Origin of the sequence: Mesorhizobium sp. M1334, assembly GCF_040317995.1 — a bacterium.
GTDB lineage: Bacteria > Pseudomonadota > Alphaproteobacteria > Rhizobiales > Rhizobiaceae > Mesorhizobium.
Genome location: NZ_JAMYLM010000002.1, coordinates 338,328 through 363,179, shown reverse-complemented (window position 1 = coordinate 363,179; position 24,852 = coordinate 338,328). Strand labels below are relative to the sequence as shown.

The following is a 24,852-nucleotide window of genomic DNA, read 5'->3' as shown; positions in this document are numbered from 1 at the left end:
CGCGTGTCAGCGCGACGAGCAGTGGCCGCGTTCGCTGTCCTTGGCGGCGCGTTCGATGCCGGTGGCAACCAGCCAAGGCAGGGTGTACCGCTTGCCGTTGAAGGTCCGGGTGCGGTTCTCGATCGATCCGACAACAACGACCTCGCCGGCATAGAGCTTGTCCGAAAGATTGAGGGCTTTGTCTTGCTGCGGCAGGCGATCAATGTCGATTGAAACGCCTTTGATGAGCTTACCAGTAGCGAGGTCGAGTGCGCTGTTCGATGGACAGGGTGCCGCCACGCAGCGCAAGCCGTTGTCGCAGAACACGTAGCTGCCCTGTCCGTTGGCGAAGACTTGCGCCGTCGCCACGCAGAAGCCAGCGGTCAGCAGGAATTTTGTGACGTTTACCATGCCGGCACCATCGCCGGCGAGTTCGGGAAAATTGAGGCGCTCAGAGATCGACAGGGAACCGCCGCCGGTAGTGCTCGACCACTTCCGGGTTGCGCAGATTGACCGGTAATCTGTTGGCCAGCACCAGCAAGGCTTCGCCAGCCGCGCCGACGCCCATGCGCATCATCGACTGCTCGGTGATCCCAGCCATGTGCGGGGTGACGATGACGTTGTCGAACCCGAAATAAGGATGGTTGGGCGGCAGCGGTTGTGTTGCAAAAACATCGAGTGCGGCGCCGCCGATGCGGCCCTTCTGCAAGGCCTCGATCAGCGCGTCGTCGTCGATCACCGGCCCGCGCGAAACATTGATCAGCAGCGCATCCGGCTTCATCCGGTCAATGCGCTCGCGGCTGATCAGCCCCCGTGTTTCGGGCGTCAGCGGGCAGCACAGAACGATGATGTCGCTCTGTTCGATCAGCGCATCGATCGACAGGAAGCCGACCCTGTCCGGCGCCGGCCGCATGCTGCGCGTCGTCGCCACCACATTCAGATCGAACCCATGTGCCGCGATGTGGCCAACCGCCTGGCCGATCGCGCCGAGGCCGACAATGCCGATCGTCTTGCCCGCTAGCTCGCTGGCCACCACCGTGTGTTCGCGGCCGGCCAGCCAGCCCTTCGCACGCAGGTCGCGGTCCAACACACGAAAGCGCCTAAGCAGCGCCAGCGCCGCGAACATCACGTATTCGGCGACGGATCGCGCGTTCACCCCCGGTACGTTCGCCACCAGCACGCCGGCCGCATTGGCCGCTTCCATAGGTACCATGTCCAGCCCGGCGCCGTGGCGGATCGCGGCCCTGAGCCTCCTCGCTCCTTCGAAAAGCGACGCAGGCAAGGGAGCGCGAACGATGATGACATCGGCGTCCCTTGCCTCGGCGGCAAGCGTATGCGCATCGAGGGCGGAAGCAACGACGAGTTCGCCGGTCCCTGTCAGCATGGAAGAGGCACGGGGGTGCAGTCTGTGTGTCGACAGGATCTTGGGCATTTCAGGCCTTTTCGAGCGCTGGGCTTTGCGGTTCCGCCCCACGCCCCTCGATCAGCCCCTTCCAGTAGCTTTCGGCGCCTTGCAGATGGGCGCTCATCAGCGCCTGGGCGAGATTGCCGTCGCGGCGCAGCAGCGCCTCGTAGATCTGGATATGCTCGGCATGGGAGCGCACGCTGCGTTCGGGATCGTTGAAATAGATCGGCAGGCGCAGCTCACCCATCATGTAGTAGACGCTGCAGATATTGTGGAAGACGCTGTTCTTGGTCGCCCGCACGATCTCGAGGTGGAACTCGCGGTCTTCCCGGGCAAGGCCTTCACCGGCGGCGATGCGATCCTCGGACGCCTTCAGGATCTCGCGCAGCCGCTCGAAATTCTCCTCGGTGGCGCGTGAACAGGCCAGTTCGGCGGCCTTGATCTCGTGGATCTTGCGCAACTCGACCGTCTCGTAGATCTGGACGGGATCGAGCGGCAGGCCCGCGCGGGCGAACAGCGCCATCGCCTCGACGCTCGCCTGCTTCGTATCGATGTAGATGCCGGATTTCGCCCGTCGCTCGACGATGCGCATCGCCTCGAGAATGGCCAGCGCCTCGCGGATCTGTCCGCGGCTGACGCTGAAATGCTCTGCCAGTTCGCGCTCCGACGGCGTGCGGCCCGTCTCCTTGTCGGAATGGGAGAACAGATAGGCGGCAAGTTCCGCGAGAAGGTTCTTTTCTTTCATGTCAGCCGTGTTGCGCGTGCGCCTCCAGGAACCGCTCCGAAATGGTGAATCCCAGCCCGGGTCTATCAGGGATCGCTACCATACCGTCCTTTGCTTCGACAGTCTCTTCGATCAGATCGTGGATCATCGGGTTGGCGCCGAGCGAATATTCGACGGTGAAGCTCGCCGGCGAAGCGGCGCAGACATGCAGCCCGGCAAAGAAGCAGGGCGCGCCGGCCCAAAGATGCGGCGCAAAGCGCAGATTGAAGGCGCTGGCGATGGTGCCGATCTTCATCGCCTCGCTGATGCCACCGCAAAAGGCCGGATCCGGCTGGAAGATATCGGCGGATTTGAGCACGGCGAGGTCGCGGAAGGCATAGCGTGTCGCCTCGCTTTCGCCGGTGGCGATCGGGATCGAACCGCAGGCGCGCACCTCGGCCATGCCGGGCTTGTCGTCGGCGATCACCGGCTCCTCGAACCAGGCGAGATCGAGGTCGCCGGCGAGATGGATGAAGCGCTTGGCTTCGGCCACCGTGTAAGTGCCGTGCGCGTCGACCATCAGGTCGATATCGGGACCGAGCGCCTGTCTTGCGGCGCGGACGCGAGCGGCCGAGATATGTGGGGCGCCGTCCATCGCGCCGACGCGCATCTTCAGCGCCTTGAAGCCGCCCTTGGCGATGTAGGACTGCAGCTGGTCGCCGATGGCTTCCGCGGTGGCCCAGCCGCCGGAAGCATAGGCCGGCATGCGGTCCAGCTTGCGGCCGCCGAGCAGCCGCCAGACCGGAACGCCGAGCGATTTGCCGAGAATGTCCCACAAAGCGATGTCGACGGCGCTGATGGCGGCGATGCTCATGCCCCGTCGTGCCAGTTGCGGCATGGCATGGCCGGCGCGAGCGGCACTGTCGTGGCGCGTGCCATTATAGAGCATCTCCCAGATGACGCCGATGTCGGCCGGGTCGCGGCCGACCAGCTGCGGGCCGACCTCGTAGTTCAGCAAATGGACGAGAGCGCCGTAACTGCCGGCGCTGCCGGCGGCATTCTTGCCTTCGCCCCAGCCGACCAGCCCGTCGTCGGTTTCGATGCGCAGGATGGCGGCGTCGAACGTCGCCACCTGACCGAAGTCGCTGCGGTGCTGCTTCGCGACTTCGATCGGTATGCGGACCCACCAGGCTTGGACCGTTTTGATGCGCATGTTCATCCTCGGCCCGGCCGCGGTGAGGCGGAAGGGCTCTTTCCAAACGGCTCGGCTACTTGATCAGCGGCAGCAGCGTTTCCGCGTTGATGCGCATCTGGTCGGTGTAGAATTTCTCCGTGAGCACGCTGGAGCCGTGGTCCTGAATGAACTTCAACTGCTCCGGCGAGATGTCGACGGGGTTGCGTTCGACCATGTCGGGATAGGGAGCAGCCGGCGTGCGGTCGACGGGGGCGACGAATTCATTGGTCAGCGCGCCGTCATAGCCGATCTCCTTCAGCGTGCCGACGATCTTCGGCCAGTCGATCTGCCCGAGGCCGGCGGCGAAGCGGTTGTTGTCGGCGACATGGAAATCGTACAGGCGCTTGCCGACCTGCCGGATCGCGTCGTAGACGTTAAATTCTTCCATGTGGATGTGGTAGGCGTCGAGGCAGACGCCGCATTCGGGGCTGACCGCATCGGCCAGCGCCAGTGCCTGGGCGCCGCGGTTGAACAGATAAGTCTCGAAGCGGTTGAGCGGCTCAACCGCGATCTTGACGCCGACTTTCTTGGCGTGGGTGAAGCATTCCCGGGTGGCGTCGACCACCCATTTCCATTCCTCTTCCTCGGTGCCGTCCGGCACGACCTTGCCGACGGTGGCGGGAACCAGCGTGATAATCTCGCCGTCGAGCTCGCTGACCATGGTCAGCACGTCCTTGACGTACTGCACCGACCGCTCGCGTTGGCCCTGGTCCTTGGCGGCGAGATTGCGCTCGCCCAGCATCAGCGTCACCGCTCCCCAGCAGCGAATGCCGTACTCGTTCAACAGTGCGCGCGTCTCCTTGGGCTTGTACTGTTCGGGTTCGCCGGAAATCTCGATCGACTCATAGCCGAATTTCTTGATGCGCTTGAGCGTCGTTTCCAGCGGCTCCGCCCGCATCCAATTGTGCGTCGAAAGATGCATGGTCTATCCTTCCCAGAATCGCCTGTACCAGTTTGCCTGCGGCGCACTCTGCCGAAGCCGCCGCATGATTCCTCCCCAAGCCGTCCCAGCATTTTTTTGCAAACTGGTTCGACCAATTGGGCTTGATGGGAGGTCTACAGTAATTTCATCTGGACGGCAAGAAGTGCTGCCATCAAGCGTTGGCTCCTGTCTATGCTATTGATTATACTTAAACATGTGGCTTAACTCGGCATGGTTGCAGGACTGCGGCAGCGCGTCAAATGGCTTGACCAGATTTCGGCATTTGGTAATACCAGAATAGTGGCGCTGAGCGCGCTGTGCAAAGAGACCAAAGACGCTGGCCCTGTTTTCAATCGGCGCTATGCTTGGTCGTAAAACATAGGGAGATGCCGATGCCGACGACGATGAAGGGGCCTGGTCTGTTCCTGGCGCAGTTTGCGGGCGACGCCGCGCCGTTCAATTCGCTGGCCTCGATCACCAAATGGGCGGCCGGTCTGGGCTACAAGGGCGTGCAGATCCCGACATGGGACGCCCGATTGTTCGATCTCGAGAAGGCAGCCTCCTCCAAGGCCTATTGCGACGAGGTGAAGGGCATCTGCGCCGATGCCGGCGTCGAGATCACCGAACTGTCGACGCATCTGCAGGGGCAATTGGTGGCGGTGCATCCCGCCTATGACGCGCAGTTCGACGGCTTCGCGCCGGCTGCGGTGCACAACAATCCAAAAGCCAGGCAACAATGGGCGGTCGAACAGATGAAGTTCGCCGCCAAGGCGTCGAAGAATCTCGGGCTCAAGGCGTCGGTGTCGTTTTGCGGAGCGTTGGCCTTCCCCTACCTCTACCCCTGGCCGCAGCGGCCGGCGGGATTGATCGAGGAGGCATTTGCCGAACTCGGCAAACGCTGGACGCCGATCCTCGACGTTTATGACGACAACGGCGTCGATGTCGGCTACGAAATTCATCCGGGCGAGGACGTGTTCGACGGCGCGACATTCGAGATGTTCCTCGATTCGGTCGGCGGCCACAAGCGCTGCAACATCAACTATGACCCGTCGCACTTCCTGCTGCAGCAGCTCGATTATCTCGACTTTATCGACATCTACCACGAGCGGATCAAGGCGTTCCACGTCAAGGATGCCGAATTCAATCCGACCGGGCGGCAAGGCGTCTATTCCGGTTACCAGAGCTGGACCAACCGTGCCGGGCGTTTCCGCTCGCTCGGTGACGGGCAGGTGGATTTCGGCGGCATCTTCTCCAAGCTCACCCAATACAATTACGATTCATGGGCGGTGCTGGAATGGGAATGCTGCCTCAAGCACCCGGAGGATGGTGCGGCCGAAGGCGCTCCCTTCATCCAGCACCACATCATCAGGGTGACGGAAAAAGCATTCGACGACTTCGCCGGCGGCAAGACCGATACAAAGGTGCTGCGCGGCATGATGGGGATCTAGCACAGATATCCCTCCCCCTCGAGGGGAGGGTCGATCCGCGCAGCGGATCGGGGTGGGGTCGCTGGGCGTAGGGCTCGGCATGAACCGACCCCACCCGGCCCTGCGGGCCACCTTCCCCTCAAGGGGAGGGGTATTTCAATGACGAGGGAGAAAATCGTGGTTGGCGCATCGAAGACGGAAACGGGAGGCGGTCCGATCCGCTACGGCATGGTTGGCGGCGGACAAGGCGCCTTTATCGGCGCGGTGCACCGCATCGCGGCACGCATGGACAACGAGTTCGTGCTGGTTGCCGGCGCCCTCTCGTCGAATCCGGAGCGCGCCAAGGCCTCGGCGGCCGAGCTTGGGCTCGATCCGGCACGCAGCTACGGCTCCTATGCCGAGATGGCCAAGGCGGAGGCCAAGCGGCCGGATGGCATCGAAGTGGTGGCCATCGTCACGCCGAACAATGTGCACGTGCCGGCCGCCAAAGCTTTTCTCGAGGCCGGCATCCACGTCATCTGCGACAAGCCACTGGCGACGACGCTAGCCGAGGCAAAGAGGCTGGCGGCGCTGGTCGAAAAGACCGGCAAGGTGTTCGTGCTGACGCATAACTACACCGCCTATCCGATGGTGCGGCAGGCACGCGAGATGGTCGCCAAGGGACAGCTCGGCGATATCCGCATCGTGCAGTCGGAATATCCGCAGGACTGGCTGACCGAAGACCTGGCCGCCACCGGCCAGAAGCAGGCTGCGTGGCGCTCTGACCCGAAGCAGGCGGGTGCCGGCGGTGCACTGGGCGATATCGGCACGCATGCCTACAACCTTGCCCGTTTCGTCTCCGGGCTGGAGCTCGATTCGTTGTCGGCCGATCTCGATGCCTTCGTGCCGGGGAGGCTGCTCGACGACAACATCAATGTGCTGCTGCGCTTCAAGCCGGTCGGCGGGTCGCACCCGGCCAAGGGAATGATCTGGGCAAGCCAGGTGGCGCCCGGCCACGAGAACGGGTTGAAATTGCGCATCTACGGCTCGAAGGGCGGCCTCGAATGGGTGCAGGCCGACCCGAACTATCTCTGGTACACGCCGTTCGGCCAGCCGAAGCAGTTGATCACCCGTAATGGCGCCGGCGCGCTCCCCGTCGCCGGGCGCGTCAGCCGCGTTCCGCCAGGGCATCCGGAAGGCTATCTCGAAGGTTTCGCCAACATCTATCAGGAAGCCGCGCGGGCTATTCGTGCAGCGCGCCGGAAGGGCGGGAAGCCGGCCAAGGATGTCGTCTTCCCGACCGTGCAGGACGGGGTCGAGGGCATGGCCTTCATCGAGGCCTGCGTGAAGTCGTCGAAGAAGAATGGGGCGTGGACGAAGCTCTGAAGGGTGGTGGTGATAGTCAGGTGAGACCGGCCTGCAAATGGCAGTTTCCTGCGCTTCCGGTGCTCATGTACCAAAAGCACGCTCCGCTCCGGTTCTCGGAACCCACCATTTTCGGCTCGGCCTGACCTGAATCTCACCACTCCTCCGGCGATCGAGCGAATGAAGGGAGGGGGCGTCGATGAAAATCGGCATGTGCATGTTGTTGTGGACGACCAGTGTCTCGAAAAAACACGAGCCGTTGCTGAGGGACATCAAGGCGACCGGCTTCGACGGCGTCGAAATACCGGTCTTCTCCGGCACGCCGGACAACTACAGGAAACTCGGCGAACTGCTCGACCGTATCGGGCTGCAACGCACCGCCGTCTCGGCGATGGGCGATCCGGCGATGAACCTGATCTCGCCGGATGCCTCGACGCGCAAGGCCGGTATCGACTACATGAAATCGGCGATCGACTGCGCTCAGGCGCTTGGCGCGAACACGTTGAGCGGCCCGCTCCATTCGACACTCGGGGCCTTCTCCGGCAGCGGGCCGACAGCGGCCGAGAAAAAACGTTCGATCGCTTCGCAACGCGCCATTGGCGACTATGCCGGCAACAAGAGCGTCACCATCGGGCTGGAGGCGCTCAACCGCTTCGAATGCTATCTGTTCAACACGATGGACGATTTGTCGGAGCATATCGACGCGATCGACCGGCCGCACATCAAGGCGATGTACGACACCTTCCATGCCAACATCGAAGAAGCCGACCCGATTGGCGCCTATACGCGCAACCGCAACAACATCGTCCATATCCACATTTCGGAGAACGATCGCGGGGTGCCGGGCCGTGGCCATATTCCCTGGAAGGAGACTTTCTCCGCCATCCGCAAGAGCGGCTACGACGATTGGCTGACGATCGAGGCGTTCGGGCGTTCGCTGAAGGACTTGGCCGCGGCCACCAAGGTGTGGCGCGACTTTTCCGAAGGCCCGGAAGCTGTCTACCGCGACGGCTACAGGCACATTAAGAACGGGTGGAGGAAAGCTGCATAATGATCGGCCAGCCCGATGCCGCACCCGTCACCCCTGCTCAGCCTGGATCCTGTTGTAGTCGTGGATCGTCCTGCTCAGCCGGCGGCGCAGGAAATTGGAAATGTTGTCGAAGATGAAAACGACGAGCAGGACCAAGAGCACCATGTAGAAGACATTGGCCCAGTTGGAGTTGGTGCGCATCGCTTCCCAAAGCTTCAGGCCGATGCCACCAGCACCGACGGCGCCGATGATCGTCGCGCCCCTGGTGTTGGATTCCCACTGGTAGAGCGTCTGGCTGATGAAGACCGGGATCACTTCCGGCAGCACGCCATAGCGCTGCACCAGCAAGCCGTTGGCGCCGGTCGACTGGATGCCCTCGCGGGGCTTGTCGTCGATGTTCTCGAGGCCTTCCGAATAGACTTTGCCGAGCGTGCCGATCTCGGTGAAGAAAATCGCGGCGCTGCCGGCCAGCGGGCCCGGGCCGAAGGCGCGGGTGAAGAACAGCGCCCAGATCAGCATGTCGACCGAACGCATGAAATCGAAGAACCGCTTGAGCACCTGGCTGAGGAGGCCGCTCGGGGTGATGTTGCGGGCGGCGAAAAAGGCGAGCGGGAAGGCGACGATGCCGCCGAGCAAGGTGCCGAGAAACGCCATGACGATGGTCTGGAACAGCTTCGTCCAGACGTCGCCATGCTGCCATTGGGCGTTGTTCCAGATATTGTCCGCGGCCAGCGCAATGTTCGATGTGCCCGGCTTGAGCTGGGGTCCGGACATCAGCAACGAGACCACCTCGCCGGGCGACTTGCCGAAGAAGGGCGAGCGTGTGTCGAAGACGAAATTCGCCCAGCCGAGGAAGCGCTTGCGGACCTTGACGCGATCGACGGTTATGCGAACCTCGCCGGCAAAGCCCATCCGGGCGACGATTTCATCGTCATGCGCGGTGATCCAGTCCGGCACCGGGCCGGTTATCACCGGCTTGCCGCTGGTCAACGACACCGGCACCGCCTGGCCATTGGCGACAAGCGTTGCCTCGGCCTTGTCGAAGGTGACGGATTTGGCTCGGCCGTCGATCAGAACGGTGTAGGAGCCGTTGGCATTGGTGATGACCCAATCGGGATGCGGGTCTTCGCCAAGTGCAGAAAAACGCGGGTATTTGGGGGTGATCTGAGGCTGATCGAGACGGAATTCCGGCTGCAGATCGTAGCTGATCCATTGCGTCAGGAAGAGCGGCAGGCGCTCCCAGTGCGATTGCCTCAGCACTTGCGGCAGGCTGAAGAACCACAAGGCATAGACGAGGTAGAGCAGGATGCCGGCGAACAGCACCAGCGGGCCGAAGCGTTTGTACAAGGGCCGTCGGAACACTTGGGGAAAGCGCTCCTCTATCGCCTGCATCTCATCGGCGGTCATCGCGGTCATGGGCAGTCTTCTTGTTGATTTGCCAAGATCTTTTCCAAAAACCGGAATCCACTTTTTGGGATCATGGTCAGGCGCCCATCATGAAGGCCTGCTCGCCGACGAGCTTGCGACGAAGCCAGGCGGAGAACTGGTCGACGAGGAAGATGGTGGTGAACAACAGCAGCACCAGTGCCAGCGTCTTGGCGCCAAAGCCGCGTGAGATGGAGAGCTTCAGCTCCTCGCCGATGCCGCCTCCGCCGACCGCGCCGATGATGGTCGAGATACGGACATTGATCTCGATCCTGAGCAGCGCATAGGACATGAAATTGGGCAGCACCTGCGGCAGGCCGGCGAAGCGCACGCGCTCGAACCAGTTGGCGCCGACCGCGCGCAGGCCTTCTTCGGCGCGCATGTCGATGTTTTCGTTGATCTCGTAAAAGAGCTTACCGAGGGCGCCGATCGAATGCAGGCCGATGGCGATGATGGCCGCGACCGGGCCAGTCGAGAGGATGGCTGCGAACAGGCCGGCAATGACGATCTCGGGGAAGGCGCGAAGCAGTTCCATGAAGCGCTTGACGACGAGCCTGAGCACCGGACTGGGTGTCAAATTGCGCGCGGCGATGAACGAGAACGGCACCGCAAAGACGAAGCCGATGAAAGTGGAAACCAGCGCCACGTTGAGCGTGGTGAGCATCAGCTCGAAATATTCGGGTAGGTAAAAACCGCCCCAGAGATAAACGCGGCCAAGCGGGAAGTTGAACTCCTGGCTGCCCTTGTCGTGCGGCGATGCGATGTCGAACAGCGCCCGCCAGACGTCGTTCCAGTCTTTGGGAACAAGCCAGCTAAGGAAATCCAGTATGTGCGGCAGCCGATCGAAGAAATGTCCGGCATTGGCCTCGTCGGCAAACCACATGGCTGTGCACATGGCGATAAGCAGCAAACCGATGCCGAGCGCCGTGTAGAACCGGCGCAAGGACGTCTGCCGTCGCCAGGAGTCGGCTGTCCGCCGGGTCGCGTCTGAACGGATCGTGGCTGAGATGGTCATGATCGGGCATGCAAAAAGGGCGGCGCTGATAAGGCCGCCCTTTGCAACTGCATTCAGCCGCCGATCGCGGCTTTGCGGGCTTCGACGATGACGCTGTAGAAGTCCGGCTTCACAGGAACGTAGCCAGTGAAATCGCCGCCTTCGATGGCCTCGAAGCAGGGCTTGTCCTTGGCCGGCAGGCTGGTGAAGAAGTTGGCGAGCTTGGCGCTCATATCGCCACCGAGCGCGGTGCGCACGACCAGCGGGCCGTTCGGGATCAGGCCGGAGCGCCAGACTTCGACGAAATCGTTGGGGTCGACGGCGCCCTTGGCGACTTCCTTGTGGAAGGTGCCGGAGGTGTAGCCATTCTTGAAGTCGCCAATGCCCGAGGAGTCGTCAACCGCAACATCGACCTTGCCGTCGCGAACGGCGAGGAGGTTGTTCTCGTGGCCGCCATTGAACTGGGTCGAGGCGAAGAAGGTTTCGTTCGAGGCGCCGGTGTCCTTCGGAATCTGGGTCAGCGGGATCAGATAGCCGGAGGTCGAATCCGGGTCGGCATAGCCGAGCTTCTTGCCCTTTGCCGACTTGATGTCGGTGATGCCGGACGACTTCAGCGCCAGGCCGATCGAATAATAGCCGGTCGCGCCGTCGGTCTGCTGGGTGGTGAGGATCGGGGTCACGGCGTTCGGATCCTTGAGGTAGACGCTGGCATAGCCTGACGCGCCAAGCTCGGCGAAATCGAGGGTGCCGCCGAGCAGGCCCTGGATTACGCCGTCATAGTCGGCGGCCGGGAACAGCGAGACCTTCTCGAAGCCGAATTCGGACTTCAGGTGATCGGCGAGGCACTGAAAGTTGCGCAGCCGGTCCGCTTCATTTTCACCACCAAGGATGCCGATGCGGAATTCCTTGATATCCTGGGCGTGAGCGGCACTTGTTGCGATGGCGAGCAATGAAACCGCGCCAAAAACCATCTTCCTGAACATTATCTCTCTCCTGTTGGTTCCGGCTTCGCGCCGGAGCGTTCGAACTTTTGACGAGTGCCTTTGACGCGGGCGGGCGATCAGGCCGTTCTCAGTAGCCAGGGAATACGGGCTCGAGCGGTCCGGCGGATGCAGCGATTTTCTGTTTGATGGCGACGCTGGTCGAGGTGATGGCCTCGGAGATTTCGCCGCCATTGCTGTCGGCGCCGTAGACCATGCGCACGGCCTCGCGGTTGAGGTCTTCGGGCGGGCCGTCGAAGACAACCTTGCCGGCGGCCATGCCGATGATACGGCTGCAATAGTTGCGGGCCGTATCAAGCGTATGCAGATTTGTGATGACGGTGATGCCTTCGCGCAAATTGATGTCCTGCAGCGAATCCATCACCACCTTGGCGTTGAGCGGATCGAGCGAGGCGATCGGCTCGTCGGCCAACAGCACCTTCGGCTGCTGCATCATGGCACGCGCAATCGCAACGCGCTGCTGCTGGCCGCCGGAAAGCGTGCCGGCGGGCTGCAGTACGGTGCGGGCGATGTCGAGACGCTCAAGGGCCGCAACAGCCTCGGCGCATTCACTGCGCGAGAACATGCCGAACAGGTTGGACAGCGTCGAGCGGTGGTTGAGCCGGCCGAGCAGCACATTGGTCAGCACGTCCAGGCGCGGCACCAGATTGAACTGCTGGAAGATCATGGCGCAGTCGCGCTGCCATCGCCGGAGCGGCGAGCCGCGCAACCCGGAGACTTCGACGCCGTCGAACAGGATGGATCCCTGGCTGGGATCGATGAGGCGGTTGATCATGCGCAGAAGCGTCGATTTGCCGGCGCCGGAACGGCCGATGATGCCGACCATCTGACCGTGCGGGATCGCGATGTCGACATTGCTGACGGCGGTGTTCTTGCCGAACCGGCGGGTGACGCCGCGGATTTCGAGCGTAGCTGACATGGTGCAGGCTCCAGTCCAATCGCAATTGAAGGTCTGTTAACCCTCGCTAGCGCAGCCGCATGAACCTGCGGTGTCGGAACGATGTCAGTTTTGTTACTGCCCACAGGTACGCCTCGCCCGGGGAATTCATCCGCGCGCCTTTGGATCAGCCCAGGACAAGAAGCTCCTCGAAATGCTTCATGTCCTTGAAGCTGCAAAATGCCGGAGGCAGCAGCTCGATCACTGGAGTCTGACGGACGGCAGCGAGAGGCAATCATCGAATAGTTGTTGCCATTGCGTTATCCTTTCATCGTCGAGACGGCGGATCTGATAGGCGAAGGTTATGTGGAACGTGTAGCTGTCGTGGTCGGGATGCCGATATCCGAAGGGCGCCGACAAGGCATCGCGCCATGCGCGCAGGATACGCACGTCCTCATCGGTTGCGCCGGCAACGGTCAAGCCCGTCGGCACGACATCGACAACCCTGATCTTGAAGGCGCCGCGGCCTTCGAAGCCGTTCAGGCGTTCCTGATAGAGGCGGGTCATGTCGTCGATGCTGGTGTCGAGGGGCGCATCCTCAGGCCAACAGGGAAGCCGGCGCCGATATTCGATGATGCCCTGGAACAGCGTCATGTGCAGGCTGGAGACCGGCGTGAAGGCCAGCCGGTCGGTATGGGGCATGGCGCGCATCCGCTCACGCACTTCGACCACCACTGCCTCGGACGGCGAGCCGTCGACGAGATGGCAGACGACCGTGTTGCCGGGCTCGGTCAGGAAATTGCCAGAGGTGTCGTAGCGCCTGCCGAGATGCAGCGGAGGGGTCAGGTTCGAGCCGGCAAAGTATCCGGCGAGCGAAGGTTTGACTGAAACAGGCATTGCGATCTCCAGAGGAAAGGCCGCGTTCTGCCCCGACGATGTGTCAGGGACATCAAAACCGTGCCAAGAAGTAGAATATCAAAGGCAGGACTCGCCAAGCGATTCTGCCGGGGTTTGCACATCATCAAGATTGAAATAAAGATTCAAACTCGTATCAAAGAGAGGCTTCCTAATTGCTACGTTGGCGCCAGTGGTTGCGGCTGTATGCTGCAGGGGTAGTCGCTGCGATAAGTTTCACAGTGGCCCTGGTTTTGATGTCCGTATATCGGGTTGGTAGCTTGAACCATCCAATACCGGGATACTTGTACAATTATGGAAATGGGCGCGACGCGGCCATTATTATAATGATTCTCATTTTTTTAATTGCGCTAGTTACGATAAATTTTGCAAATAAGATTGAGGAAAAAACCAAATCGCTTGTAGATATTGGTTATGACAAAAAAATTATAGAACTTATAAGGTTAAATCAGACTGGTGGTGCTATTCTTATCACGTTAGGATTTCTTTCTATTATTTTGGACATTTGCCTGAGCGGCTGACTTATTCGGGACGTCAACCCCCATGCTTCTCCAAAAACTGATTGGCCGACAGTTCCCGAAAATCGTCGAGCGCGGCGCGCAGCTGGGCGTGATCCCAATCCCACCAGGCGAGCGCCTGGTAGCGCTCCGCGGTGCGGCGGTCGAAGCGTTCGCGGATCGGCTTGGCCGGTACGCCGGCGACGATGGTGTAGGGCGCGACGTCCTTCGACACCACTGCGCCGGCGCCGACTGCCGCTCCATCGCCAACAGTAACACCGGGCAGGATGGTCGAGCCATGGCCGAGCCAGGTGTCGTGGCCGATGGTGACGCGTTTGGCGCGGCGCTGGGCGAAGAATTCGCTCTCGTGCTCGGCGTCGTCCCAATAGTCGGACGCGCGATAGGTGAAATGGTGCAGCGTCGGCCGCCAGGTCGGATGGTTGGTGGCGTTGATGCGCACATTGGCGGCGATGTTGGCGAATTTGCCGATCGTCGCGCACCAGACGCCGCAGTCCTGCATCATGTAGGAATAGTCGCCGAGCGTGCTTTCGGAAACCCGGCAGCGCTCGGCGATCTCGGTCCAGCGGCCAAGCGTCGAGTTCTCAACTTGCGCCGTCTCGTGGATCAGCGGTGCCTCCGACAGTTTCCTCGTCATGCGGCGATTTTTCCGGCGGCGAAGGCGGTCACGTCGATGATACGGTCGGCCACCGCCTCGCGCACGTCGTGGTCGTGGAAGATGCCGAGCAAGGCGACGCCCGAGGCCTTCTTGGCGGCGATCAGGGAAATCACCACGTCGCGGTTCCTTGCGTCGAGCGAGGCGGTCGGCTCGTCTAGCAGCAGGATCGGATGCTCGGTGATGAAGCCGCGCGCGATGTTGACGCGCTGCTGTTCGCCGCCGGAGAACGTCGCCGGCGGCAGCGCCCAGAGTTTTTCCGGCAGGTTCAGCTGCGCCAGCAAGGCACGTGCCTTGCCGCGCGCGACCTCACGCTCCTCGCCGCGCTCGACCAGCGGCTCGGCGACGACATCGAGCGCCGAGACACGCGGCACGGTGCGCAGGAACTGGCTGACATAGCCGATGGTAAGCCGGCGCACGGCAAGCACGGTGCGCGGGCTGGCAGTTGCGAGATCGATGAGCCCGCCCTCGTGCTGGACGATGATCTGGCCTTCATCGGCGGCATAATTGCCGTAGAGCATTTTCAGGATCGAGCTCTTGCCGGCGCCGGACGGGCCGCCGAGCACGGCGCATTCGCCGGCCCTGATCGCGAACGAGACGCCGGCGACGACCGGCAATTTGATGCCGTCGCGCAGATGCATGGTGAAGCTCTTGGCGACGTCGGAGACAACGAGCGGGGTTGCCATAGTCACACCTGCAGAATGGAAGAAACGAGAAGCTGGGTGTAGGGCGCGCGCGGATCGTCGAGGACGCGGTCGGTGAGGCCGCTTTCGACGACGCGGCCGTCCTTCATCACCATCATGCGCTGCGACAACAGCCGCGCCACGGCGAGATCGTGGGTGACGACGATGGCCGCCAGGCCGAGATCGGTGACCAGGCCGCGCAACAGATCGAGCAGGCGCGCCTGCACCGAGACGTCGAGGCCGCCGGTCGGCTCGTCCATGAACACCAGCCGCGGCCCGGTGACGAGGTTGCGGGCGATCTGCAGGCGCTGGCGCATGCCGCCGGAAAAGGCGCGCGGCTCGTCGTCGATGCGGTCTTCGTCGATCTCGACGCGCGACAGCCAGTCGACCGCCGTCGCGCGGATTTTGCCGTAGTGACGGTCGCCGACCGCCATCAGCCGCTCGCCGACATTGGCGCCGGCCGACACCGTCATGCGCAGCCCGTCGGCGGGGTTCTGATGGACAAAGCCCCAGTCGGTGCGCATCAAAAAGCGGCGCTCGGCCTCGCTCATGCGATAGAGCTCGCGGAATTGGCCGTCGCGCATGCGGTAGCTGGCGGTGCCGGAGCTGGGCAGTAGCCTTGTCGACAGGCAGTTGAGCAAAGTGGTCTTGCCGGAGCCGGATTCGCCGACCACCGCCAGCACTTCACCCGGCCAGAGGTCGAAGGTGACGTCCTCGCAGCCGACGCGCGAGCCGTAGAATTTGGACAGCGCCGAAACGCGCAGCAGCGGTTCGTCGGTCATTGGGCCGGCTCCGTTTTTTCCAGGGCAAGAGGGGTTTCAGGCGCAAGATGGCCGCGATGGCCTTCGGCCCGCCGCTTCTCGCAATGATCGGTGTCGGAGCAGACGAACATGTGGCCGCCATGGTCGTCGAGGATAACTTCGTCGAGATAGACGTTCTCGGCCGCGCACAGCGCGCAGGGCTGGTCGAAGGTCTGCACCTCGAACGGATGGTCCTCGAAGTCGAGGCTGACCACATCGGTGAAGGGCGGCAGTGCATAGATGCGCTTTTCGCGGCCGGCCCCGAACAATTGCAAAGCCGGCGAACGGTGCATCTTCGGATTGTCGAATTTCGGCGTCGGCGACGGGTCCATGACATAGCGGCGCTCCACCTTGACCGGATAGGCGTAGGTGGTGGCGATGCGGCCATGTTTGGCGATGTCCTCGTAAAGCTTGACATGCATGAGCCCGTATTCCTCCAGCGCATGCATCTGGCGCGTCTCGGTTTCGCGCGGTTCGAGAAAGCGCAACGGCTCGGGGATCGGCACCTGATAGACCAGCACCTGGCCGGCGCTCAGCGGATATTCAGGGATGCGGTGGCGAGTCTGGATGATGGTCGCCTTCGCCGTCTCGGTGGTGACAGCGACATTGGCGACCTTCTTGAAGAAGGCGCGGATCGAGACGGCATTGGTGGTGTCGTCGGCGCCCTGGTCGATGACCTTCAGCACATCGAGGGGACCAATGATCGAAGCGGTGACCTGCACACCGCCGGTGCCCCACCCATAGGGCATCGGCATTTCGCGCGAGGCGAACGGCACCTGATAGCCAGGGATGGCGATACCCTTGAGGATCGCCCGGCGGATCATCCGCTTGGTCTGCTCGTCGAGATAGGCGAAGTTGTAGGTGGCGATGTCGGTTGGTTGTGCGGTCATTCCGCGGCCTCTCTCTTCTCTTCGGCCTTGCCGGCGTTTTCGCGGGCGTCGTGCTCGGCGCGCATGCGGCGCACGAGGTCGAGCTCGGCTTGGAAATCGACATAATGCGGCAGCTTCAGATGCTCGACGAAGCCGGTCGCCTGGACATTGTCGGAATGCGAGATGACGAACTCCTCGTCCTGGGCGGCGGCGACGACATCCTCACCCAACTCCGAGGCACGCAGCGCGCGGTCGCATAGCGCCATGGCCATCGCCTTGCGCTCGCTCTGGCCGAAGACAAGGCCGTAGCCGCGGGTGAATTGCGGCGGCGCCTTGGCCGAGCCCTTGAACTGGTTGACCATCTGGCACTCGGTGACGCGGATACTGCCGAGCGGCACTGCGAAAGGCAGTTCCGGCACGTCGAGCTCCAGCTCGACCTCACCGATACGGACCTCACCGACGAAGGGATGGTTGCGCGCATAGCCGCGCTGGGTGGAATAGCCGAGCGCCAATAAAAACCCCTCATCGCCGCGCGACAACGCCTGCAGGCGGATGTCGCGCGCCATCGGGAATTCGAGCGGCTCGCGGGTGATGTCGCCGGGGACATGATCTTCAGGCATGTCGCCGTCGGATTCGATCAGGCCCTCGCGGGCGAGGATCGCCGACACGCGCGGCATGGCTTCCGCTTCGCCGGCACGCTGCTCCGGCTCGGCGACTTCGCCGCCTGCAGCAAGCTCGGGATCGAGCAGCCGGTGGGTGTAGTCGAAAGTCGGGCCGAGCAACTGGCCGCCGGGCAGGTCCTTGTAGGTGGCCGACACGCGCCGCTCGACCAGCATCGTGCCGGTGTCGACCGCCCTGGTGTAGCCGAAGCGCGGCAGCGTGGTGCGGTAGGCGCGAATGAGGAAGATCGCCTCGATCATGTCGCCGCGCGCCTGGACGATGGCGAGTGCCGCCAATTCCGTGTCGTAGAGCGAACCTTCACTCATCACCCGGTCGACGCCGAGCGCCAGCTGCTCGACGATCTGGTTGAGGCGAAGTGCGGGCACCGAACGATCGCCGCGCCGGCGGTCGGCGAGCAGTTTGTGGGCGTTGCGAATGGCCGCTTCGCCACCCTTTACCGCGACATACATCCTATGCCTCCATCATCTTGATGCGCGTCGTGCGCGGCAGGCAGGCAATTGCTTCGGACGTGGCGAGGATGATGTCGACGCCACGCGGAAAGCGCTGGTTGTTCTGCTTCCATTGCTCGACGAAATGGCGCGGCATTTGCGCCGGCGCGATCGTCGCCGTCTTCTCGATGCCCGGGCCTTCGAGCAGCAGCGGAGCGCCGGAGACAAGATCGCTGACCTCGAGGATCAGCGTCGTGGAGCGATCGGGATAATCCTGGGTGCCTTGCGAAAACCCGTCGAGCGCCATCATCTCGGCCGGGGTGGCGATCAGCGCGAAATGCGCGTCGGCCGATGTGTTGGCCAGCGGCGCGCCGGTATGGAAGCCAAGCCAGGATTTCACCGTCGCTGAAGCCTGCAAGGCGGGGTCGAGCCAGAGCGGCGTGTCGTTATCGCACAGCGCCAGCGCAATGGCGCCCGCGGTGGCTGACAGCGGCGTCGGTGGATGGGTAAAGACCGGCAGGGGCTGCAGTGTGCCCGGCCGCGCCATCGCGTCCATCATTGCGCGGAAGACCGTCTGGGCGTCGAACACCGGATCGGCAAAGCCGCCTTCGATCGCTTGGGTTGCGATGTCCATCAGTCTTCTCCGCGTACCATGGTGAAGAAATCGACCTTGGTCGCCGCCGTCTCGGCGCGGCGCTGGTCACGGGCCTTGGCCAGTGCCGCCCGCAAGGGCGCGACGAGCCTGGCCTCGACCTCGTTGCGGTGAGCCGGGTCCTGCCAGAGCGCGTCGGCGATTGCCGCCAGCCTTGCCTTCTGCTTGTCGCGGCCGAGCGCATAGCAGTGGCCGACCTGTCCGGAGGCGAGCCTGACGGTGGCGCGGGTGACCGTCGCCTCGCCAACGTTGAACGGCGCGCCGCCGCCACCGATGCGGCCACGCACGGTCACCAGGCCGGTTTCGGGGCCGCGCAGGAGTTCCGCCTCAGAAGGCAGGCCGGCTTCGTTCCACAGACGGACGATATCGTCGCCGGTCGATTGCGCCAGCGTTGTCATAACGGCCTTGCGCTCAGCCTGATCGCGCGCTTCCTGTCCTCGCATGGTTAACACTCCCTTGCATCGACACTTGTCTATTGATATAGACAATTATACAAATTATACCTATTATCTAATGCGTGTCTATGACGGGTGCATGACAGGGCGAGAAGAGGGGGCGCAAAGGTTGGGGCAGAAAATGATCGGACAAGCCAACAGCATCGAGCGGCGCAGCGGTGTCGCGCTGTGGCGGCAGATCGCCAATCAGATCCTGCATTCGATTGCCGTCGGCGATTTTCCCGAAAATGCGGCGTTGCCGCCGGAGGTGGCACTTGCCGAGCGCTATGGCGTCAACCGCCACACCGTCCGCAGCGCCATTGCAGCGCTGGTGCAGGAGGGTGTGCTCAGGGCAGAGCAGGGGCGCGGCACCTTCGTGCTGTCGCGCAGGCGGCTGTCATATCCGATCGGCGCCCGCACCCGCTTTTCCGAAGGATTGCAAGGACAGGCGTCCGAGCGGCATATCACCTTGCTTGCATCATCGGTCGAGCCTGCCAACCGTCGTGTGGCAGAGAGCTTAGGCCTTGCAAAGGGGGCCGACGTGATACGTCTGGAAACGCGCGGCGAAGCCGATGGAATGCCGGTGTCCCGCGCTGCCGGCTGGTTCGATGCCAGGCGCTTTGCCGGCATCGATGCTGCCATGGCGGAAACCGGTTCGATCACCGCATCGCTGGCACGTTTCGGCATTGACGACTATCTGCGGCAATCGACGGTGCTGTCGGCGCGCCATGCGGATGCCGCCGACCTTGCGGACCTCGACCTGCAGCCCGGCGCCATCGTGCTGGTGACGGTCGCCGTTAACGTCACGCCCGACGGTCAGCCGATCCAGTTTTCGGAGTCGCGCTTCCCGGCCGAGCGGATCGAGCTCAAACTATCGGCGCTCTGAGATGCGCCAGCCCTGGCATCATCCGACCTGGATAACCGCCTTGATCAGGCCGGACTTCTCATGCGCCCAGCGGGCAAGATCGTGCGGCGTTTCGCCAAGCGTCGTGCGGTGCGTGACGAGCTTTGCCAACGGCACCGCGCCGTTGCGGATCGAGGCGGCGACATGGTCGAAATCGGCACGCAGCGCGTTGCGGCTGCCGATCAGCATCATCTCGCGCTTGTGGAATTCGGGATCGGAAAAGGCGATGTCGTCCTTGACGACGCTGACCAGGACCAGCGCCCCGCCATGCGCGACATGGGCGAAGGCCGACTGCACCGACTGGGTGTTGCCGGTGGCATCGAAAACCATGTCAAAGCCATCGCCGTCGGTTGCTTGCCGCACCAGGTCCGCAGCAGCGCCCTGCGAGCCGTCGAGGGTCGCGAAGCCGAGTTCGCTTTCGGCGAAACTCAGCCTCTCCGCACTCATGTCGAGCAGCGTCACGTCGAGCCCGGCGATGCGGGCGAACAGCGCCGTGCCGAGCCCGATGGGGCCCGCGCCGATGACCAGCGTGCGCGCACCTGGATCAGCCAGCGAGCGCCGCACGGCATGCGCGCCGATCGCCAGGAATTCGACGGCAGCAGCATCGGCCAGCGACAAGCCGTTTGCCGGATAGAGATTTTGCGCCGGCACCAGAATTTGCTCGCACATGGCGCCGTCGCGGTGGACGCCGAGCACCTCGATCTTAACGCAGCAATTCGGCTTGCCTTGCCGGCAGGCGATGCATTTGCCGCAGGCGAGATAGGGATTGACGACCACCGGTTCGCCGATTGCCAGATCGACGCCCTCCCCAACCTCGATCACGGTGCCGGAAACTTCGTGGCCCATGATGCGGGGATAGGCGAGGAACGGGTGCTTGCCTTCGAAGATGTGATAGTCGGTGCCGCAGATGCCGACATGGCTGACGGCGACCAGCGCCCAGCCGGCCGGGGGCGCGCCAGGCGCCGGACGATCTTCGAGGACAAGTTCGCCGGGCGAGCGGCAGACGACGGCTTTCATGCTTCAATCCAGTCGGTTCATGGCACCGCCGGCTCTGCTGTCGCGAGGCCGGCGGTTGTGGGGAGGCGGTCTATTTGCCGCGGCGGCGCAGCCCGTCGAAATAGACGATGACGATGATCAGCACGCCGGTGATGATGCGCTGCCAGAAGGCGTTGACGTTGAGCAGATTGGCGCCGTTGTTGATGGTGGCAAGGATGAAGGCGCCGAGCAGCGGCCCGTGAACTGAGCCGACAGCGCCGAACAGCGAGGTGCCGCCGATCACCGAGGAGGCGATCGCCTGCAATTCCCAGCCCTCGGCTTGTGTCGGATTGCCGATGCCGATGCGCGAGGCAAGCAGCACGCCGACGAATGCCGCACACAGCCCCGACAGCGTGTAGGCCATGTAGATGGTGCGCTGGACGTTGACGCCTGACAGGCGCGACGCCTCGGCGTTGGAGCCGACCGAGAACAGATAGCGGCCCCAGCGGCTGTGGTGCAGGAAGATGTAGGCCGGGATGCCGACCAGGATCACCATCCAGAACAGATTGGGGACGCCGAGGAAGGAACTGCGCGAGAACGTCTGGAAGGCGTCGTTGTTGATCGAGATCGAGTTGCCGTTGGTCATCAACAGACCGATGCCGCGCAGCGAGGTCAGCGTCGCCAGGGTGATGATGAAGGGCGGCAGGCCCATCTTGACGATGCCGAAGCCGTGGAACATGCCGATGGCGACGCCGACCAGCAAGGTGATCAGGATGGCCAGGAAAACCGGTGTTCCGGCGTTGATCAGCATCGCGACGATGACGGTGGCGAAGCCGACCACGGCGCCGACGGAAAGGTCGATGCCGCCGGTGATGATGACGAAGGTCTGGCCGACCGCCAGGATGGCGATCATCGACCCTTGCCGCAACAGGTTGGAGATGTTGTTGGCCGAGGCGAAGCTCGGCGTCGCCACCGACAGGATGACCCACAAAAGAACCAGCAGCGCCAGCAGTGTCAGCCCGAAAAGGGCGTTGTAGTTGCGTTTCGGCCTTTCGGCAGCGATCGCCTCGGTGCTCATATCCGTCCTCCCGGTCTTTCTTGTTTCTCGGCCAGCGCCTGGGTGAGGATCTCCTCGTGATCAGCGGTCCGAAACCCGTGCGTAGCCACCAGTTTGCCGCGCCGGAACACATGCAGCGTGTCGGCGAGTTCATAGACCTCGGGCAGGTAGGACGAGATCAGGATGATGCCGGCTCCTTTGGATAGCAGCGCGCCGAACAGGCGGTAGATCTCGGCCTTGGTGCCGACATCGACGCCAACAGTAGGCTCGTCGAAGATGAACAGCTTGGCGCCGTGGGCGAGCCATTTGCCGATGACGATCTTCTGCTGGTTGCCGCCGGACAGGCTGGAGGCCAGGGCGCTGCGTGTCGGCGTCTTGATGCGCAGGTCGGCGATCTGGCGATCGGCTTGCGCCTTTTCCTGCGCGCGCGAGATCAGCAGATTGCTCGAGATGCGCTTGTAGATCGGCAGATTGAGGTTGAGCCCGACCGGCAGGTTGAGGCAGAGGCCCTGGTCGCGGCGGCTTTCGGGGGCCAGCGCCATGCCGAGCCTGATCGCGTCATGTTCGGAATTGACCTTGACCTCCTTGCCCTCCCAGAGGATCTGGCCGGCCGATTTGCGGTGGCGCCCATAGAGCGTGGTGACGAACTCGCTGCGCCCGGCGCCGATCAGGCCATAGAGGCCGACGATCTCACCGGCACGGACGGACATCGAGACATTCTCGAAGCCCTTGCCTGACAGGTTCCTGGCTTCGACGATGGTCGCGCCAGGGGTGAAATGCTCCTTGTGGTAGACCTGCTCGATCGAGCGGTTGATCATCATCTTGACCAGCTCGGCGTCATTGGTCTCGGCAATGTTCCTGGTGCCGACCAGCGTGCCGTCGCGCAGCACCGAGACGCGGTCGGCGAGCTCGAACACTTCTTCCATGCGATGGCTGATGTAGATGATGGTGACGCCTTCGCCCTTCAGCCGGCGGATCAGCGTGAACAGCTGGTCGGCCTCCTTGCGGGTGAGATAGGCGGTCGGTTCGTCGAAGATCAGGAATTTGGTGCCGCGCACGGTGGCGCGGGCGGCGGCGATCAGCTGCTGCTGGCCGATGGTCAGGTCACCCAGCATGACATGCGCGGGCAGGTCGAAGCCTAGGTCGTCGATGATCTTCTGCGCCTGCCTGACCATCGCCCGCTGCTGCAGGATGCCGAAACGTGCATCCTCCTCGCCGAGGAACATGTTGGCGGCGACGGTGAGATGGCGGCACAGGACCACTTCCTGATGCACGGCATTGATGCCGAGTGCCATCGCCTCATGCGGCGTTGCCAATGCGGCAGGCTTGCCCTCCCAGATGACGTCGCCGGAGGTGCGCGGCATGACGCCGGTCAGAAGCTTGATCAGGGTGGATTTGCCGGCGCCGTTCTCGCCGACGATGGCGTGGATCTCGCCGGCTTTGAAGGCGAGGTCGACCGGCTTCAGCGCGTGGGTGCCGGGATAGCGTTTTTCCAGGCCGCGGAGTTCGAGGATGGTCCTGCCCGGTTCCAGCGTTGGGGCCGGATGGAGTTCCTGCGCCGTCGACATCATGACAATCCTCCCAGATTGGCCCGCCAGATGGCCTGACGATTGGCGCGAGTGGGATGTTTCCGGGGCAAAGGCCCCGGAAACAGTTCACTTGTGGCGATGCTCAGTCGAGCTTGGGGTTGAGCAGCGCGTCGATCTTCGGATCCTTCATGTTGGCTTTGGTGACCAGGTTGGCGCCGGTGTCGACATTGGCCTCGACCTTCTCGCCCTTCGAGGCGGCGAGCGCCGTCTTGATGCCGTCATAGCCCATCCGGTACGGATCCTGAACGACGAGAGCCGAAATGACGCCGTCATTGAGGAACTTGATCAGCTTCTCGTCGCTGTCGAAACCGACCAGCGCGACCTTGCCGGCAAGATTGTTCTCGGCGATCGCCTGACCGACGCCCTGCGCCATGATCAGATTGGAGGCGAAGATGCCCTTGAGGTTGGGGTTGGCGGTGATCAGGTCGGTGGCGATATTGAGGCCGGTGGTGGCCTGGCCGTCGGCGTATTTGTCGGCGACCAGCTTGAGGCCGGGATATTTGGCCGCGAGCTGTTCCTTAAAACCCTGGGCGCGCTGTTCGAGCGAGCCGGCGCCCGGAAGTGCGGTGATCAGGGCGACGTCGCCCTCGATCTTGCCGCCATTGGCTTCGCCGATGGCTGCGGCAAGGCCGTCAGCAGCGACGCGGCCGCCCTGGATGTTGTCGGTGGTCAGGAACGAGGTGAAGGCCTTGGAGTCGGCGCCGGAGTCGATACCGATGATCTTGACCTTGGTGGCGGCCTCGTCGATCGGCTTGCCGAGCGCCTTGGCTTCGGTCGGCGCGATGACGACGGCGGCCGGGTTGCCGGCGACGGCATTCTCGAGGATCGAGATCTGGCCGTTGACGTCGGTCTCGGCCTGGGCGCCGAGCTCCGGCACGTTGACGCCGAGATCCTTGCCGGCCTTGCGGGCGCCGGCCAGAACGATCTGCCAGTAGAAGGACGTGGTGTCCTTGACGATGATCGGAATGGTCACGTCGGCCGCGGATGCCGGAGCCGAATGCATCACGCCGGCAAGCATCGACGCGGCTGCGAGTGCCACGAAGGCGCGGCGGTTGAGAATGCTGGTCACGAATTTCATTAGGAGTCCTCCCTAAGTCGCCCGGTGAATGTTACGGAAGCTCCATTCGGATGGCGCGGCCCAAACGGAACTTTATCAATAAAAAACATTTACCGTATTTTGATAGTGCATCATCTCGGTCGGCGCAAGCGCTGTTTGATGGCCGCTTCGAATGGCTGGATGGAAGATATTTTCTGTCGGAACTCCGCTGCCAATCTGCTTCAATATCCAGCATGGAATATTAATTCCATCAACCAGTCAATATGGAATGTACATTCGTTTTTGGCGGTGTACGAA

The 24,852-nt window shown here is 62.8% G+C and carries 24 protein-coding genes and 1 pseudogene; 4 read left to right on the top strand and 21 right to left on the bottom strand.

From position 1 onward, the window contains the following. Window positions 1-6: 6 nt before the first annotated feature. From NKH17_RS05165 to NKH17_RS05145, 5 genes are read right to left on the bottom strand one after another with little or no spacing between them, the layout of a single operon-like run. Window positions 7-390, bottom strand: coding sequence for a hypothetical protein (locus NKH17_RS05165; RefSeq protein WP_352476343.1), 384 nt, complete (start codon window positions 388-390; stop codon window positions 7-9). A 40-nt stretch (window positions 391-430) separates the two neighbouring features. Continuing rightward, entirely contained in the window at window positions 431-1,411 is a 981-nt protein-coding gene (locus NKH17_RS05160) for a hydroxyacid dehydrogenase (RefSeq protein WP_352476344.1), read from the bottom strand. A gap of 1 nt (window position 1,412) precedes the next feature. Beyond that, window positions 1,413-2,129 carry a FadR/GntR family transcriptional regulator gene (locus tag NKH17_RS05155; RefSeq protein WP_254816743.1) on the bottom strand — a complete coding sequence of 239 codons (717 nt, stop codon included), beginning with the start codon at window positions 2,127-2,129 and terminating at the stop codon, window positions 1,413-1,415. Between the two features lies 1 nt (window position 2,130). Further along, entirely contained in the window at window positions 2,131-3,300 is a 1,170-nt protein-coding gene (locus tag NKH17_RS05150; protein ID WP_254816744.1) for a mandelate racemase/muconate lactonizing enzyme family protein, read from the bottom strand. 55 nt (window positions 3,301-3,355) lie between these two features. Continuing rightward, window positions 3,356-4,243 (bottom strand): sugar phosphate isomerase/epimerase family protein, encoded by an 888-nt coding sequence (locus NKH17_RS05145; protein ID WP_023675190.1) that lies wholly within the window; start codon window positions 4,241-4,243, stop codon window positions 3,356-3,358. Window positions 4,244-4,635: 392 nt separating this feature from the next. Here NKH17_RS05145 and NKH17_RS05140 point away from each other — a divergent pair, with 392 nt between their 5' ends. The 3 genes from NKH17_RS05140 (at window position 4,636) to NKH17_RS05130 (ending at window position 8,065) form a co-directional block, all read left to right on the top strand. Continuing rightward, on the top strand, window positions 4,636-5,691 hold the full coding sequence (locus NKH17_RS05140) for a sugar phosphate isomerase/epimerase family protein (RefSeq protein ID WP_352476345.1): 1,056 nt from the start codon (window positions 4,636-4,638) through the stop codon (window positions 5,689-5,691). Between the two features lie 138 nt (window positions 5,692-5,829). Beyond that, window positions 5,830-7,035 (top strand): Gfo/Idh/MocA family protein, encoded by a 1,206-nt coding sequence (locus NKH17_RS05135; RefSeq protein WP_352476346.1) that lies wholly within the window; start codon window positions 5,830-5,832, stop codon window positions 7,033-7,035. 178 nt (window positions 7,036-7,213) lie between these two features. Next, on the top strand, window positions 7,214-8,065 hold the full coding sequence (locus NKH17_RS05130) for a sugar phosphate isomerase/epimerase family protein (protein ID WP_352476347.1): 852 nt from the start codon (window positions 7,214-7,216) through the stop codon (window positions 8,063-8,065). Between the two features lie 27 nt (window positions 8,066-8,092). Here NKH17_RS05130 and phnE (NKH17_RS05125) read toward each other — a convergent pair whose 3' ends face one another. From phnE (NKH17_RS05125) to phnG, 12 genes and pseudogenes are all read right to left on the bottom strand, one after another. Next, window positions 8,093-9,460, bottom strand: coding sequence for a phosphonate ABC transporter, permease protein PhnE (gene phnE, locus NKH17_RS05125; RefSeq protein WP_352476348.1), 1,368 nt, complete (start codon window positions 9,458-9,460; stop codon window positions 8,093-8,095). 67 nt (window positions 9,461-9,527) lie between these two features. Then, window positions 9,528-10,484, bottom strand: coding sequence for a phosphonate ABC transporter, permease protein PhnE (gene phnE / locus NKH17_RS05120; RefSeq protein ID WP_254816749.1), 957 nt, complete (start codon window positions 10,482-10,484; stop codon window positions 9,528-9,530). Window positions 10,485-10,537: 53 nt separating this feature from the next. Then, entirely contained in the window at window positions 10,538-11,446 is a 909-nt protein-coding gene (phnD, locus tag NKH17_RS05115; protein ID WP_352476349.1) for a phosphonate ABC transporter substrate-binding protein, read from the bottom strand. Window positions 11,447-11,534: 88 nt separating this feature from the next. Then, window positions 11,535-12,383 carry a phosphonate ABC transporter ATP-binding protein gene (gene phnC / locus NKH17_RS05110; RefSeq protein WP_352476350.1) on the bottom strand — a complete coding sequence of 283 codons (849 nt, stop codon included), beginning with the start codon at window positions 12,381-12,383 and terminating at the stop codon, window positions 11,535-11,537. Window positions 12,384-12,528: 145 nt separating this feature from the next. After that, window positions 12,529-13,238 (bottom strand): annotated as a pseudogene (locus NKH17_RS05105) (DUF1868 domain-containing protein). A gap of 552 nt (window positions 13,239-13,790) precedes the next feature. Beyond that, window positions 13,791-14,408, bottom strand: coding sequence for a DapH/DapD/GlmU-related protein (locus NKH17_RS05100; RefSeq protein ID WP_352897554.1), 618 nt, complete (start codon window positions 14,406-14,408; stop codon window positions 13,791-13,793). Further along, on the bottom strand, window positions 14,405-15,112 hold the full coding sequence (phnL, locus tag NKH17_RS05095; protein WP_352476352.1) for a phosphonate C-P lyase system protein PhnL: 708 nt from the start codon (window positions 15,110-15,112) through the stop codon (window positions 14,405-14,407). The genes NKH17_RS05100 and phnL overlap by 4 nt, the downstream gene beginning before the upstream one ends. Window positions 15,113-15,114: 2 nt before the next feature. Beyond that, on the bottom strand, window positions 15,115-15,891 hold the full coding sequence (gene phnK / locus NKH17_RS05090; protein WP_352476353.1) for a phosphonate C-P lyase system protein PhnK: 777 nt from the start codon (window positions 15,889-15,891) through the stop codon (window positions 15,115-15,117). Beyond that, a complete protein-coding gene (locus tag NKH17_RS05085) occupies window positions 15,888-16,799 on the bottom strand; it encodes an alpha-D-ribose 1-methylphosphonate 5-phosphate C-P-lyase PhnJ (RefSeq protein ID WP_352897551.1) in 912 nt (303 codons plus the stop codon). The genes phnK and NKH17_RS05085 overlap by 4 nt, the downstream gene beginning before the upstream one ends. Further along, window positions 16,796-17,908, bottom strand: coding sequence for a carbon-phosphorus lyase complex subunit (locus NKH17_RS05080; RefSeq protein ID WP_352476355.1), 1,113 nt, complete (start codon window positions 17,906-17,908; stop codon window positions 16,796-16,798). The genes NKH17_RS05085 and NKH17_RS05080 overlap by 4 nt, the downstream gene beginning before the upstream one ends. 1 nt (window position 17,909) lies before the next feature. Then, window positions 17,910-18,521: a phosphonate C-P lyase system protein PhnH gene (gene phnH, locus NKH17_RS05075; RefSeq protein ID WP_352897549.1), complete on the bottom strand. Its 612-nt coding sequence runs from the start codon at window positions 18,519-18,521 to the stop codon at window positions 17,910-17,912. Then, a complete protein-coding gene (gene phnG / locus NKH17_RS05070) occupies window positions 18,521-18,982 on the bottom strand; it encodes a phosphonate C-P lyase system protein PhnG (RefSeq protein WP_352476357.1) in 462 nt (153 codons plus the stop codon). The genes phnH and phnG overlap by 1 nt, the downstream gene beginning before the upstream one ends. Window positions 18,983-19,115: 133 nt before the next feature. Between phnG and phnF the strand changes: the two genes are divergently transcribed. Then, window positions 19,116-19,859: a phosphonate metabolism transcriptional regulator PhnF gene (gene phnF / locus NKH17_RS05065; protein WP_352897547.1), complete on the top strand. Its 744-nt coding sequence runs from the start codon at window positions 19,116-19,118 to the stop codon at window positions 19,857-19,859. A gap of 18 nt (window positions 19,860-19,877) precedes the next feature. Here the strand turns inward: phnF and NKH17_RS05060 are convergent, their stop codons facing one another. From NKH17_RS05060 to NKH17_RS05045, 4 genes are all read right to left on the bottom strand, one after another. Next, on the bottom strand, window positions 19,878-20,894 hold the full coding sequence (locus tag NKH17_RS05060; protein ID WP_352476359.1) for a zinc-binding alcohol dehydrogenase family protein: 1,017 nt from the start codon (window positions 20,892-20,894) through the stop codon (window positions 19,878-19,880). A gap of 70 nt (window positions 20,895-20,964) precedes the next feature. Continuing rightward, window positions 20,965-21,930 carry an ABC transporter permease gene (locus NKH17_RS05055; RefSeq protein ID WP_352476360.1) on the bottom strand — a complete coding sequence of 322 codons (966 nt, stop codon included), beginning with the start codon at window positions 21,928-21,930 and terminating at the stop codon, window positions 20,965-20,967. After that, complete coding sequence (locus NKH17_RS05050; RefSeq protein WP_352476361.1) at window positions 21,927-23,480, bottom strand: sugar ABC transporter ATP-binding protein; 1,554 nt, start codon at window positions 23,478-23,480, stop codon at window positions 21,927-21,929. Before NKH17_RS05050 ends, NKH17_RS05055 begins: the two co-directional genes overlap by 4 nt. Window positions 23,481-23,580: 100 nt before the next feature. Further along, window positions 23,581-24,576, bottom strand: a complete 996-nt coding sequence (locus tag NKH17_RS05045; RefSeq protein WP_352476362.1) for an ABC transporter substrate-binding protein — start codon at window positions 24,574-24,576, stop codon at window positions 23,581-23,583. Window positions 24,577-24,852: the final 276 nt, after the last annotated feature.